Raw genomic sequence first — 13,665 nt, 5'->3', positions numbered from 1 at the left:
GCAAGCTAACGAGTGATGTGTTGGGCTGGTGAAGTTGAAGGGGAAAAATGTGTATGGAAGACTTTAAATCGACTCCTCAGGCACCGAATGTATTTCTCGCGTTAAACACGCTAGGCTGGAAAGCCTTTCAAGATCTTTGCGCCCAAGTATGTGAGGTAGCGTTCAACCGTACCGTTTCAGTTTATCGCGAAGCGCAGGATGGTGGGCAGGATGCTGTCTTCATGCTTCCCGCAAGGGACGGGCGTGACCAATCCACTGAAGCAACTGTCCAATGCAAATTCAGTAGTCGGGCAGACGGCAGGCTGAGACCATCCGATATATCCGACGAATTGGATACTGTCAGGAACCTTGTTTCCGCCGGCAAAGCATCTGTCTACTACTTCATTACCAACCTTGGCATAGATGCTCCCGTAGCGTCGGAGATTCGAGACGCGCTGACTGAAGCCGGGGTTCTTGAGCCTCACGTTCTTGGGCGCGAGTGGCTCACGCTTCAAATTAAAAGCAGCTCGCGACTACGGGCGTTAGTGCCACGCGTCTACGGCTTGGGTGATCTATCAACTATTGTCGACGAAAGATGTGCAGCGCAAACGGAAGCCCTTCTCGGACACTTATTGCCAAGCTTGAAAGTTTATGTGCCCACCGGGGCGCACAGGACTGCCGTCCGAGCGCTCGGCGAACACAAGTTCGTTTTGCTATTGGGTTCTCCCGCCGCGGGCAAGTCAATGCTGGCGGCAATTCTGGCAACCACCGCTATAGACAGCGAACATCATCAAACTTTCAAGTGTGAAGGCCCTCTTGAGCTACGATCCCGTTGGAATCCGCATGAGCGAAATCGCTTGTTCTGGATAGACGATGCCTTCGGTCCGAATCAGCTGAGAGATGACTATGTCGACGCTTGGATCGAATTTATGCCGAAAATGAAGGCAGCGATTGAATTGGGCAATCACTTTATCCTCACGTCCCGTACACACATTTGGAATGCGGCAAAGCACAAGCTCGGCACCAGAAATCACCCCCTTCTTGCGGATGGTCGGGCGGTCGTGGACGTAGGTTGGCTCAGTCCCGAGGAGCGGCAGCAGATCTTGTACAACCACATAAAGGCCGGAATCCAGACGAAGACTTGGAAGCAGGCGGTGAAGCCTCACCTGCAAAGCTTGGCCGAACAGCCTTACTTGCTTCCAGAAATCGCGCGAAGATTAGGGGATTCGAGCTACACAACCGGCGTAAAGTCGCTGCCCGACGATCTATTTCGTTTTGTGCATGAGCCTCAGGAATTCCTAAAGGAAACGATTCTCGAACTCACAGCCGCGCAGCAAGCGGCGATGACGTCCGTTTTTCTTGCTCGCTCCGTGCTCCCTGATCACTCGGCCGGCGATTCGGAGTGTAAGGTGGCCGCAGACAAATTTGGAGTGCCGGTTGCGTCCGTCATTGAAGCACTGGGTCAGCTTCAAGGCGTTTTCTTGCTAAAACGCTTGGAAAGCGGGCAAATGTGTTGGGGATTCGTTCATCCTACGTTCGCAGACGCGATAAGCAGCATCCTGAGTGTTAGGTCAGATTTGGTCGGCCTATACGTTCGCGGCACACGCCTTGAAAACCTACTCAGCGAAGCCGTCTGCGAAGGAGCACCAGGCGTGCGCGACGCTGTAGTAGTGCCTGCTACGAGCTTCGACAATCTAATCGGACGCTTAGCCGATGCGCCGGATGCGGCAGGACTTAATGAGAAATTGTTTTTATTTTTGGTGGGGCGATGTCCGGAGTCTGTGGCCAACAAGGTCCTCGAACTCGACCCCTCCATTCTAAGAAGGCGCGGCGACGAACGTTCCTGGCATAAGGTCGAGTGGAACAATCGTATTCGACTCCACGGGCTTGCTCATCGACTTGGAGTGCTGGAGGACAGTGTGCGTTTGGCAACGAGCGACGAGCTCCAAGAAGCAGCACTTCGCAATCTCGACCTGTCTTTCCTCCAGGACGACGACTTGCTCCGGCTTATTCCTCCTCTAGAACTGATGCGCCTTACCGGGAAACTACTCGGATTGCTGGACGAGAATATTGGTGACCGTATATCGAACCTCGCTGATAGCGCAGATCCAGACAGCGATCTCGACGATCATTTTGACCCAGTCTCTAGTTTCCTTCGCGACATCGAAGATCTGATTCCTGACGACTTGCAGAGCAGAATCCAAGAGTTACAAGATGAGTTGGCAGACGCTAAGAGATCGGTCAAGTCAACGGAGTCAGAGGACAGTTCAGCTAGCTTTTGGGAGAAAGTTGCACCTGCGAAAGTAAGAGACGTTACGGCAGGGCGGTCTATCTTTTCCGACGTCGACGATTAACATGAACGAATCGGGATCTGAACTATCACTCAGAGCTAGATCAAGTCGCAGGTACGAGTACTGGACTCGATCGCTTTGGTCGTATAGATAGTCTTCCGGATGGCTTACTGGCAGCAACAGCGATTCTGGCCCAACGGGAATATCGCTGATACCTCAAGTGGGAGGTGGCTGTCATCTTTGACAGCTGCAGAATTTAGAGACTGTTTGCGACAATCGGACGTGAATCTCGCCTGGATGGCAGCACGGCCTCGGCGCCACTCGTTCCAATTGTCGGCCAATGTGGTGTGCTGATGGCCATCCCTACTAAATCAGCCATGCAGCAGTGACATAAAGGCTCCCATCTTATCCACTATCATCGATATCCGACCCGCCTGCTAGGGCCTCACCTCCCTTCTCCACACACAAGCTTGATTAAATTAGCTAAAGCAGTAGATGATATGGGGAAGTTGGAGCTCTCCAAGCGGATGATGAGTGTTGGTGCAGTGTGTGAGAGACGATAAGAGTAGCGCCGAGGGGCCGTCGTAGACCAGACGGTTTGAAGAAAACGACCAAGACGTGTGTTCTTGGCAAAAAATCGAATTGTATGCTGCCTTCTTCCACGAAGCAGAACTATAAGTCCGCCGAGGCGGGTGTTGCGTACCTGGGGCTTTGTGTCGCTGACGAAGCCGATTGCATCGATTGGTTGAAGGGCCCAGTTCGCAACCGCGCGTATGACGCGGAGGAAGTTGCCGCCCTGAACGATTTCATGCGAGTCGAGGGGTTCGACGATACAGGGCTACACGCGGCGCTCATGGCTCCAGATGAGCAACTCTCGGAGAATGACATCGGCGAAGCAATGGCGGAACTCGCCTTGCAGTCACAGTTGCAAGCCATCTGGCCGACAAACCGTAGGCGAGACATGCGGTCAGTTCGCGCGAGCCTTCCGGGCGCTGACATAGTGGGTTTTATACCGTCGGATGACGGTGGCTACCGGTTCCTGTTTGCCGAGGTGAAGACCTCATCGGACTTGAAAGTTCCCCCGGCGGTCATGTACGGGAACAAAGGGTTAGAATACCAACTTTATACGCTTGCCACCGACTGGCGAGTGCTCAGGCGCCTTTTGTCGTACACATACAGCCGGGTTCGCGAGACCTCGCTTATGCCCGTCTGGCGGGAAGCTTTCAAGCGTCTTGCGAACGAATTTCCGACGGGGGCAGAGCTCGTCGGTGTCCTCGTTCGAGACACTACTCCGCAGGCGAAAGATGTTGCTCATCACGCCGGGGCGTTGTCGGGCAAGTTGCCGAACGTAGATTGCGTTTCGCTTCTCGCTCTGTATATCTGCGTTCCAGCCAAAAATTGGTCGCTACATTGCACACCGCTTTGATAGGTACAGCATCGTGGCTACTTCTGAAACCCTGCGAAGCGTCGAACGTGCACATGCCGAGGCGCAAAAGCGGCGTATCTATGAGACGTTTGGCCTATCGCTTCGCGATGAGGTTAGGGACGAACTTGCCTCAGTCATTGCCGAGCTTGCAGTTCTTGATGCCATGGGGCCGAATCAGCTTGCCCCCGAGCTTCGCAACCGGGCAGCAAAATCGTATCTCCTGCTTAAAGATGAGCGTCCCGACGATGAGCCGCCAGAAGACCATCTGACTTGGCTGTTGCGGACAGCTACGCTCGCCATCATTGCTGATCGCCCGGCTGAAGCCCGCAGATTTCTGCGGGCCGAGATGGCATCCATTTCTGCACCCCGAGAGCATTGGCTGCCACATGTGCGTCAGTCTGTTGCGTTTGCCTGGGTCGGCTTGTTGCGCAAGGACGGCCGTGACGACATTGATGCCACGGTCTCAATAATTGCGAGTCTGAGGGCGCAGCAAAAGGCATACGAGAGTCGATGGCTCCAAGGACGGGGCACGCGGGAACAGAAATCTGCCGCCCTTGAGCTTGTGGGGCTCTACAATCTCGCCAGTGCGGCTGACCGGATGGCGTCCTACACGATAACTGGACGCAGTGAGGGTGCATCAGATATTGGCGCGCAAACCGACATGCAGTTCGAGCGTGCAATCGAGGCGTTTGAGCGCGCTCGCTCGTTAGATTTGCTCGACGTTGGGATTCTGTTGCATGCTGCCGCGAAGCAGTTGATAGCTAACTCGGTTCGCACCGCGGTTCGAGGTGCAAATTCTCTAACGCAGCGATTTGCTAATTACCTTGTAAATCGACCACACAATCCAATCTTCGAACTGCTTCCGCCTCAGCGGGCTGCCTTGGCTGAGGAAGGGCTCATTTCAACAGCCCGCCGCTCGATAGTCGTAAATTTACCGACATCTAGTGGAAAGACGCTTATTGCAGAATTCTCAATACTGCAAGCGATAAATGACCTGGGCAGCTCTAAAGGTTTTGTTGCTTACATTGCGCCAACGCGTGCTCTAGTCAATCAAATCTCGGCGAAGCTACGTCATGATTTCGGAGAGTTAGGTTTACGCGTTGAACGCCTATCTCCGGCATTGGAATTCGATTCTATCGAAGCGGCTATTTTGGACGCTGAGTCTGCTGAGAATTCCGAACCACCGGTCAATGTGCTTGTTTGCACACCCGAGAAATTTGATTTACTGATGCGTCGCGATGACATACGCGACAAGCTCGGCGTGCTTGCATTGGTCGTTGTTGATGAAGCGCACAACGTAGGTGGCTCAGACGACCGTGCCATCAAACTTGAATTGCTGTTGGCGATGCTGAATCGAGAGCATCGAGACGCGCGCTTTCTACTTTTGACGCCGTTTATTAAGAACGCAAAGGAAGTCGCGACGTGGCTCGATCAGGTAAATTACCAGGATTACTCCATTGCGGCGGATTGGGTGCCGAATGATAGAGTCGTCGGTCTCGCCCTGCCTCCTCGCGATAAGGCGAAGCGCGGGAAACTGCTAGAGGATATTCAATTTCGCACGTTGCATACGCCGAGGCGGACACTTTTCGTCGATGAAGTGGTGACGCTTCCCGGCGTGAGCCCATTGCTTGGACTTACGGAATCCGTATCCAAGACTGCGGTAAATAAGCTTGCTGTTGCTACTACTCAGGTTTTGAGTACGCGTGGCCCTACAGTTTTGTTGTGCGGTCGCGTTGACGCGACATGGGATGCTGCGAAAACGCTGGCGATGTATTTTGACAATCTTGGCGAACAGTCAAATACAAGGCGGGCTCTTGCTGCACGCTTTGTTGAATATGAGTTGGGAAAGGACTTTCCATTGGCCGACTATATTAACGTCGGTGTTGCGGTCCACCATTCAGGATTGCCTGAGGAGGTTGCCCAATTCATTGAGTTGCTTTTTTCCGAACGACAGCTTCACACTCTTTGCTCAACCACCACACTTGCGCAAGGGGTGAATTTCCCGATTTCGAACTTGGTGTTGGCGACGATTTCCCAACCGTATAAGTCGAAGATGGATTACTCCGAATTCTGGAATATTGCTGGACGCGTGGGGCGTGTTGACCAGGAAGCAGTCGGTGTTGTTGCACTCGCTAGCAGCACGCAAGAACAGCAAACCAAGCATGAGAAATTTGTAAGTGAAGCTCTCGAGAATCTCGCATCGAGGCTACTTGCAATGGCACAAAAGCTGTATGACGAGCGCGCCCTAAAAGGGCTAAGGGATTTCGTGTGGCAACCGGAATGGTCAGCCTTCGCTCAGTTCATTACTCACACGTTCCGGCGTGTCGGCCCCGTGAAATTTGCAGATGAGTTGGAGCTTATCTTGCGCGGAACATTGGGCTACAAAGCTCTCCGTGAGAACAATACGGTGCTGGCGCGACACCTGCTGATTCAAACGCAGCAATACGCACAAGGCTTTGCCTCGGACATGGGGGCGGTCAAGTTAGTCGATTCGACAGGGTTTTCTATAGAAAGTGTTCGTCGTGCGTTGAGTGACTTGGCACAAGTTCATGCGCCTGAATCACTCTTGAGCGGAAGTCTACTGTTTAATGGAAAAAATAGGACTTTGAAGGAAGTCATGGGAATTTTGCTCAAGATTCCGGAAATTCGCGAGAATCTGGAATTTGGCAAGGGCTCGGATGGCAGCAAGTTAGCGTTCATGGTTGCAGATTGGGTGAACGGCCGCCCCATTCCTGACATTGCGAAGGAGTACTTCGAGGGTGAAACAGACGTAGAGAAAATTACGGAATGTATGAGAAACGTAAAGAAGATATCTACGTCCGCATCATGGGGGCTTGCTTCATTGATATCGATGAAGTTTGGTACGAGCCTTGAGTCAATGAGTGACGAACAGCGCCGCGAGGCGGCTAATGTTCCATCTATGGCCTTGTATGGTGTCAATCGCGACTCTGCAATCGCTTTGCGTAGTGCCGGGGTGCCACGCAATGCTGCGTTGGGCCTTGCTGCTGGGTCGTCACTTGGGCAGGGCGGAAGCGTTTATCGATTGCGCGAAGAATTAAAAGGCAGTCGTGAAACGTGGGCGAGTGCCCTTGGGAAGCAGCGTGGCGCAGACTATCACCAAGTATGGTCTATGTTAGAAGGTGTTTGACGAGCGTAGGTTAATTATTTGTGCGCGGCCTTTTGTTGTATGCGCTTTAAATGTATTTATCATGTATCTGGCTGTTATGTCCTATTCCCTGTCGGGGTGGGGAAATAGAATATTGCTTATTTGAATTTAATGGCAAAAAACTCCGCCTGACCATTTGGCTCAGTGGCCTGTCGGGAATCGGTCAGTTCCTCTTCGGGCGTCCGCGATATTCGCAGGCGGGGACTTTGCCTCCTTTGCGGCCGATGTATTGTCGGTCGACTTGAACAGAGGGGCATCGATCTCAAAGGTGCTGACCGGTTTAAGGCATAGTGATCCACATTGGACGAAGCGGCTGGGAATTAATTTGCTTGAAGATTTTTTGGCCAACGTCGTAAACCCTAATAGGTGAGCATTATGCCTTTGCCGGATGTGGCAGGAGCACTCAAGTCATTTCAACTAGCCCTTGCTGCAAATGCGATAACAGTGCAGCGCGGCGACCTTGACCGAAACTTGCTGATCCACATGGATCGGCCCAACGGCGAAACTAGGCTGAGCTATGCCCAGATGGCTGGGCGTTCCGTCGTGGCTCTCGTGCAGTTTATTCCATGTGACCCGGTCGAGGGCGAGCCTTGTTTCAACGTGGGTTGGGCGGTTGCTGAGGCTTACCGGGGGCAGGGAAAGGCCCGTGGGGTTGTTGTTGCCGCCATCAAGGAGATGTGGAACGGCTTCAGCCGAGCAGGAATGACGGCCTTCTGGATTGAGGCCATCGTTAGTGAGGACAATGTTGCCTCGCAACGGCTGGCTGAGAAGGTGTTGTTTGAGCCGATTAAGAAAGGGGCGGACAGCTACAGCGGAGACCCCATCATTCAGTACCTGCGTCGGATCGATGCTCAATCTGAGTTGTGAAATGAGCGAATTGAAATTGCAACCCAGGGCGTTCGTTGTCGGCCTCATCCAGCCCGGCGATGTTGTTCTGACGACCACGCTCGAGCCAATGAGCCAAACGATCCGCAGGGTTACCGGTGCGGACATCTCTCATGCCATGATTTGTGTGGGTACGTCGAGTGTGATCGACTCCACTGGCGACGGTGTTCACGCACGCAATCTTGAGCGACTTATTCTTGATCCAGGCTGCGCTGGTCATGTACTTCGACCGGCGAAGCCGCTGACTACTGACCAATTGCACTCCGTCATTTCTTTCGCCAGAGCAGCGGTTGGTACCCGATACTCCATGACCGGCGCCGCCAAGAGCGTGTTGGCAGGTTTCGTTGCTGGCCGGAGACAGTACTGTTCGCGTTTGGTCGCGCAGGCCTATCGCAATGCCGGCGTGGACCTCGTGTCGGATGCTGATTTTTGTCATCCCGGGGAGTTCCTAAAGAGTTCGGCGCTTGTTGAAGTGTCTAATGTGCTCAGAAATCTCAGCGCAGAAGAAGAGGCTGACTGGCGTGACGACATTGACAACGTGCAGACCATGCGCGATTCAACCAACGCCTTGCTTCGGGAGGCCCGCAAGTTATCCTCTGAGATTGAGTCACTCAACGACATCGATGCCTACCTGATAGAGCATCCGGAGTGCGACGCTTACCTGGTGCAAGCCCTGCGATCTTCTAGGTACCTGGAACTGTGGCGAGATGAGTTTGAAAGGAATTCCTGGCAGTACCACGTTGCCTTGATGGAGGGGCACACTGGCTCAGCGGAACGCAAGCAGAGGTACTGCGAAGAGCTGCTGGCAGACGAGGAGTTGTGTCAAAACCGCTTTGTCCTGAACCACGCGGGCTACGTGACTGTGAACACGTTGCACCCTCGCCAATACTTTGCGCTGAAGGTAGAGCTGTACGATATCCTGACGCAGTTTCATGCTCGGCGCATTAGAGCGGCAACTCGGTGGCTCGAGCGTAGGGGACTGCGCGAGCCCGCACCTCCCAGGTTGCACCGTCCGCACACACCTGAGTGGTTTGCTTCGTTGCGCGAATGGAATCCCAAGCAGGCCGCAATGACGGAAGCGGCCATTAGAGCAACGGGAAGTATGGATGTATGCAGTGTCTGTGCGGATGATCCAGCCTGCGACTATGTCTTCGTGAGTATTCCGGCGGCTGGGCCGGGAACGCTTCGACTCTGCGACGACTGTTTTCGCATCCGTTCGATCGACGAACCAATGAAACCTTTCTAACCGCGTAGCCTTTTGTTATCAACGGCAGTCCGGCTGATTCATGCTGTATTCCGCTTCACCGTCGAGTGATTGTGGTGAGTAGCACATCATTGGGGGGCGTCCCATTGATTGTCGAGATAAATGCTGGTGATGATGTTTTGGTGTGCTGCATGAGATGGCGGGTGCTTATGGATTCGTCTACCAGGACAAGTCCAGCTTCGCACCCATGTTGCGACAGGAAGGAGTGGAATAACAGGTCGGCGCTTTTTTTGCGTTCACTCTTTGACGTATGTCTGTCGTGGTTGTGTTCATGCAATGATGATGTCGTGTCTTTCGACATTGTTTATGTTCTTGTGCTGATATAGATAACTATTTGCTAAAGCAAAGCGGGGGTGCTGTTGCATGCAATTATTTGATCGAAAAGAAGTTGATGTGCCGGCAGGGTTATTGAGTGATCGTGCAAAAAAGGCCAGATTCGAAGTCTTGAAGTTATTTCAGATGTCGGAGTCTGCCCGTGCCCAGACGAAGGTGCCCGTGGAATCGCTTCATAATCTCGGCGACTCTATTCAAAATGCGCTGGATCAACTTTTTCACGGAAAATGTGCGTTTTGCGAATCTAAGATTCGGGGCAGTATAGATGTCTATCGATTTAGACCCGTCTCCGATTCGTTGCCGGCAGATGATGAGGGTTCTCAGCATCTTTATTATGGGTGGTTGTCTCTAGTATGGGAAAATCTTTATCCGATTTGCTCTGATTGTAATAATCGAGATAATTTTTTCCCAGTCAGTGGTCGCCGGGTCCAGCTTCCTTCGCTTGCGGCGCTTCGACTTTGTATTGATGATGGGTCTTGGGCTGAGTACCCCATTCAAGAAAATTCGCTACTTATTGATCCGTGTGGCACTAGAAAACCAAGGACTTCGATAATTTTTCATGCAAATGGTATCTTCAGTCCGAAAAATAAATTGGGCAAACTGACAATAGAAAAATTTAATCTAAATCGCCCGAAGCTTGTTGCTCGTCGTGGGAAGATGATGCTTCACTACGTGAAACTTCTGAAAGGATATGCCACCGCGGAGAGGGAGCGGCAACCAGGGGTTGCAGAAAGAGTTCCACGAATATTTGACTTTAAGCGCTTGGAATTCGGTGGCATGTGGCATGGATTTCTGTTGCAGGTCTGCGCTGATCTTTTGGGGCTGAGTCCTTCATTACTGAGAAGAATGGACGTGGATTTCTGGGATGTTTACAGGAATCATCCCGACGGGGCTTCGTTTCGCCGGAGAATTCGTCAGGCTGTGTTCAAGCGTATGGGGCGCGATGATCCTCGCATAGAACAGCGTGAAGAATCGACATCGAAGAACCCAGGCAGATTTGTTTCATTGAAGCTACATAATTTCAAGTCCATCGAGGCCCTTGAAGTTAAGATGCCACGTTCTTCGCAGCCACGCTCGAACGGTACTCCTGCGTTGCTGATTCTGGGGGAGAACGCAGTCGGGAAAAGTACGGTGTTGGAGGCGTTCGCGCTTGGGCTGACCTCACGCGAAAATCGGGAGAACATTGGCGTAGATGCGGAGAAATTCAGGCTCAATCCGGGCTATCTCGGCAGCCAACGAATGGAGCCGCGACAATCTTCTAGGCTGGAGTTCAAGTTCGAGAATGAGAAGCGAGTTGTGACAATCGGTGAACACTTCGAAGTGGACAATCCGTCGGCACTGTTGCCTGTTTTTGCATATGGAGCATTTCGCCAATTCGTCGACGGGAGAGCGCAGAGTCAGATTCCGTCTCCTATCGCCACGCTCTTCAATCAGGACGCCATATTGCCGAACCCGGAGGACTGGCTCTTAGGTTTGTCATCGCCAGAATTCGATATGGTCATTCGTGCGCTTCGAGAAATCATCAGCGTCGAGGGGAATTTCGATCACGTCGAACGTGATCAAGTAGAGAAGCGATGTTATGTTGTCTCTATCCTGAATGACGAAAGTGGTAATCGGGAAATTAAAACGCCGTTAGGGTTGGTGTCCTCCGGATTTCGTTCGGTTCTTGCAATGACATGCGATATATTTCGCAATATTCTGACTGGACAGAAGCGGGATCGATCCGATGTCAGCCTCGATTCCGCGACTGGAATTGTGCTGATCGATGAGGTTGAAGCTCACCTGCATCCGCGATGGAAAATGCAGATCATGCGAGGTTTGCGTAATGCGCTACCCCAGATGACTTTCATCGTGACGAGCCACGATCCTCTATGTCTTCGAGGTATGGAAGACGAAGAGATTGTAGTCATGCGTCGCGTCACCGAGCAAACACCCGGTAGGGGAATCGCCATCAAGGTTGAGTTCAGGGCGGATCTCCCGAAGGTGAATCAGTTGACGATCGAGCAACTGTTGACGGCGGATTTCTTCGGTTTGCTCAGTACGGATCAACCGGAGGTGGAGGAGGCGATGGCACGTATATCCGATCTTCTTGCGAGGCGCTCCGCAAACGATAAGCTTACGTCAGAGGAAACGGACACCATCAAGAAGTTTGAGAGGGAAATCGCAGAATCGTTGCCGATCGGTTCTTCGGAGGCGCAACGCTTGGTCCAGGAAGCTGTCGCGGAGTATTTAGCGAAGCGGCGTTCAGTCACCAACGAAAGGCTCGGGCAGTTAAGGGAGAAGTCAAAGAAGCTCATCCTCGATGCGTTGGAGGGAATCTGAATTGAGACGAGTCGATCGAGGTCTAGTGTCGGTACCGACGGGGCTGAGTAAAACCGATAGGAATGGCAAAACCGAACTGGATGATGTGCGGGACCACATGGCAAGCACGGATCCGAAAAAAGAAGCATTCGAGTTCTCAGCGTACAAGTCTCCTGACGTCAGGATGGCGCTGGAGAAGCTTTTCCATGGGAAGTGTGCGTACTGTGAGAGTGCATATGCCACGACGGCCCCGGTAGATATCGAGCACTATCGACCGAAAGGAGCGGTTGCTGAAGACGACGGGCACCCAGGTTACTGGTGGCTCGCCGCTGACTGGGAGAACCTTCTGCCCGCCTGCATCGATTGCAATCGCAGACGAGGGCAGGCTACCCCCACCATATTCAGCGAGTTGCTGAAATACGATGCTGCGGCTCGAAAATTCAGCAAGTCGAAGTTCGTGAACACAGGGAAGGGCGATAGCTTTCCGATATCAGGAAAGCGTGCAACTGAAGAAGGACATTCAATCGGCAAGGAAGGCGCGTTGCTGCTGAACCCGTGTTCGGACGACCCTTCCAAGCATCTGCGTTTCCATGTCAACGGATCCACGCCGGTCGCACTGGTTTATCCACGTGCCAAGGATGGTGACGATGTGGCGGAAAATAAATTCCCTTTGGCCAAGATTGACGAACGGAAAGATATCGGTCGGCACGGAAAGGATGCGGCTGGTCTCGGGTTGAGCGAACGAGGCGCGGTCTCCATTCATGTATATGGCTTAAACCGTCTTGGGCTGGTTCATGAGAGGACTCGAGTGTTGCGTCATCTGAATTTCTTGAAGGAGATAATTATTGAATTGAGCTCGATGGCCGACGAGATTGGGATCGACGATAAAATTCCTGTCGCGAAGAGGAAGCTGCTTTCAGTTCGACTGCATCATTTGCGCGAACGCATCGTCTGCGAGATCAAAGAGATGGCTCGAGATTCCGCACCCTATTCGATGATGGTGCGTGCGTGGATTGCCGACTTTAGAAAATTGCTTGCGGGGCATTGAAAAGCGGATGCGGGCCTGTGCTCGATGCTTCTTTGCTAGGGTAGCGTCGAACGACGTGTAGCGGCACGCGGCGAGAGCTCCGTTGATCTCGTGGTGGTTGCTGCTCGCCGTGCATTGGATGCCGCCGGCGTCAACCCGGGTGACGTAGATGGCCTAATCGCGGTGTCGATGTTCCCCGATCGGGTTGGATCGGGAGATGCCGGTTACCGGCCCGATACGGGCGCTGTTCACAACGTACTCAATTGTGCGCTACGCCCGAATGGGGTCGACGAACCACCATTCGTGGCGCGCGTGGGTTCGCAATGCACAATTCTCGAGTGAGCATACGGTTAAGTGGCGCGAAAAAAAGAAAATGCCCGCTCATCAAGCGGGCATTTGGGGAGGTGGGGCGGGAACATACCGCGGGATCACGCCCAAGCCGATAAGCCTCGCACCCTGTTTTTTTAAGCCGAACATAGGTCGGCTCGAATATGAGAGTAGCTGCTATTTTTCGGACCCGCAACGGGTGTACCCGACCCTATCCCGCCGAACCGGTCTCGAGCGACGCAATGTAACGCAGCAGGTCTTCAGTGCGACCCTCCGATATCAGTTCTTCGGCAGTCTTGTAGCCAAAGGTCGGCAGCGGTTCATTGCGATACCAAAACAGCGTGCTCCGTACGTCTCCGGAGATATCGGTTGCAGCTCGGATGACCCGCAACGCGTCTCGCAGATACTTTTGCACGCTTTCGGCCCCGGAAGGCGACTGATGGTATTGCGATGGACATGGGCCAGTCGAGCGAGCGTCTGCATGTCGATGTGTAGTGCGGTAGCGAAACGTCGTGCCGAGATGATCGGCGCAGCGCTCTCCGGCTCCTTCAAAGACGCCATGAATCGGTCGAAATCGAGGGGCGGCGTTGAATCGAGGGCCAGATCATAGCTCATTGCAGATGACTTTTTGCACACTATTCGCCCATTTATAGCATAAGCGGTGTT

The 13,665-nt window shown here is 52.9% G+C and carries 7 protein-coding genes and 1 pseudogene; 7 read left to right on the top strand and 1 reads right to left on the bottom strand.

What is annotated here, in order from left to right:
- The first annotated feature begins 53 nt into the window (after nt 1–53).
- From MMB92_RS04885 to MMB92_RS04855, 7 genes are all read left to right on the top strand, one after another.
- The gene (locus MMB92_RS04885) at nt 54–2,333 is read left to right on the top strand and encodes a hypothetical protein (protein WP_277562573.1); all 2,280 of its coding nucleotides are present in this window, start codon (nt 54–56) and stop codon (nt 2,331–2,333) included.
- 535 nt (nt 2,334–2,868) lie between these two features.
- The gene (locus MMB92_RS04880) at nt 2,869–3,696 is read left to right on the top strand and encodes a hypothetical protein (protein ID WP_200062088.1); all 828 of its coding nucleotides are present in this window, start codon (nt 2,869–2,871) and stop codon (nt 3,694–3,696) included.
- A 13-nt stretch (nt 3,697–3,709) separates the two neighbouring features.
- The gene (locus MMB92_RS04875; RefSeq protein ID WP_200062089.1) at nt 3,710–6,844 is read left to right on the top strand and encodes a DEAD/DEAH box helicase; all 3,135 of its coding nucleotides are present in this window, start codon (nt 3,710–3,712) and stop codon (nt 6,842–6,844) included.
- A 393-nt stretch (nt 6,845–7,237) separates the two neighbouring features.
- Nucleotides 7,238–7,729 (top strand): GNAT family N-acetyltransferase, encoded by a 492-nt coding sequence (locus tag MMB92_RS04870; protein ID WP_200062090.1) that lies wholly within the window; start codon nt 7,238–7,240, stop codon nt 7,727–7,729.
- A gap of 1 nt (nt 7,730) precedes the next feature.
- A complete protein-coding gene (locus tag MMB92_RS04865) occupies nt 7,731–8,993 on the top strand; it encodes a YiiX/YebB-like N1pC/P60 family cysteine hydrolase (protein ID WP_200062091.1) in 1,263 nt (420 codons plus the stop codon).
- Between the two features lie 381 nt (nt 8,994–9,374).
- Entirely contained in the window at nt 9,375–11,666 is a 2,292-nt protein-coding gene (locus tag MMB92_RS04860; RefSeq protein WP_200062092.1) for an AAA family ATPase, read from the top strand.
- A gap of 25 nt (nt 11,667–11,691) precedes the next feature.
- Nucleotides 11,692–12,693, top strand: coding sequence for a hypothetical protein (locus tag MMB92_RS04855; RefSeq protein WP_200062093.1), 1,002 nt, complete (start codon nt 11,692–11,694; stop codon nt 12,691–12,693).
- 517 nt (nt 12,694–13,210) lie between these two features.
- On the opposite strand, the pseudogene MMB92_RS04850 reads toward MMB92_RS04855, so the two are convergent.
- A pseudogene (locus tag MMB92_RS04850) lies at nt 13,211–13,614 on the bottom strand (DUF2384 domain-containing protein).
- Nucleotides 13,615–13,665: the final 51 nt, after the last annotated feature.

This window comes from Burkholderia sp. IO2, from assembly GCF_029522185.1.
Classification (GTDB): Bacteria; Pseudomonadota; Gammaproteobacteria; order Burkholderiales; family Burkholderiaceae; genus Burkholderia; species Burkholderia cenocepacia.
This window is presented reverse-complemented; position numbering and strand designations above follow the sequence as displayed.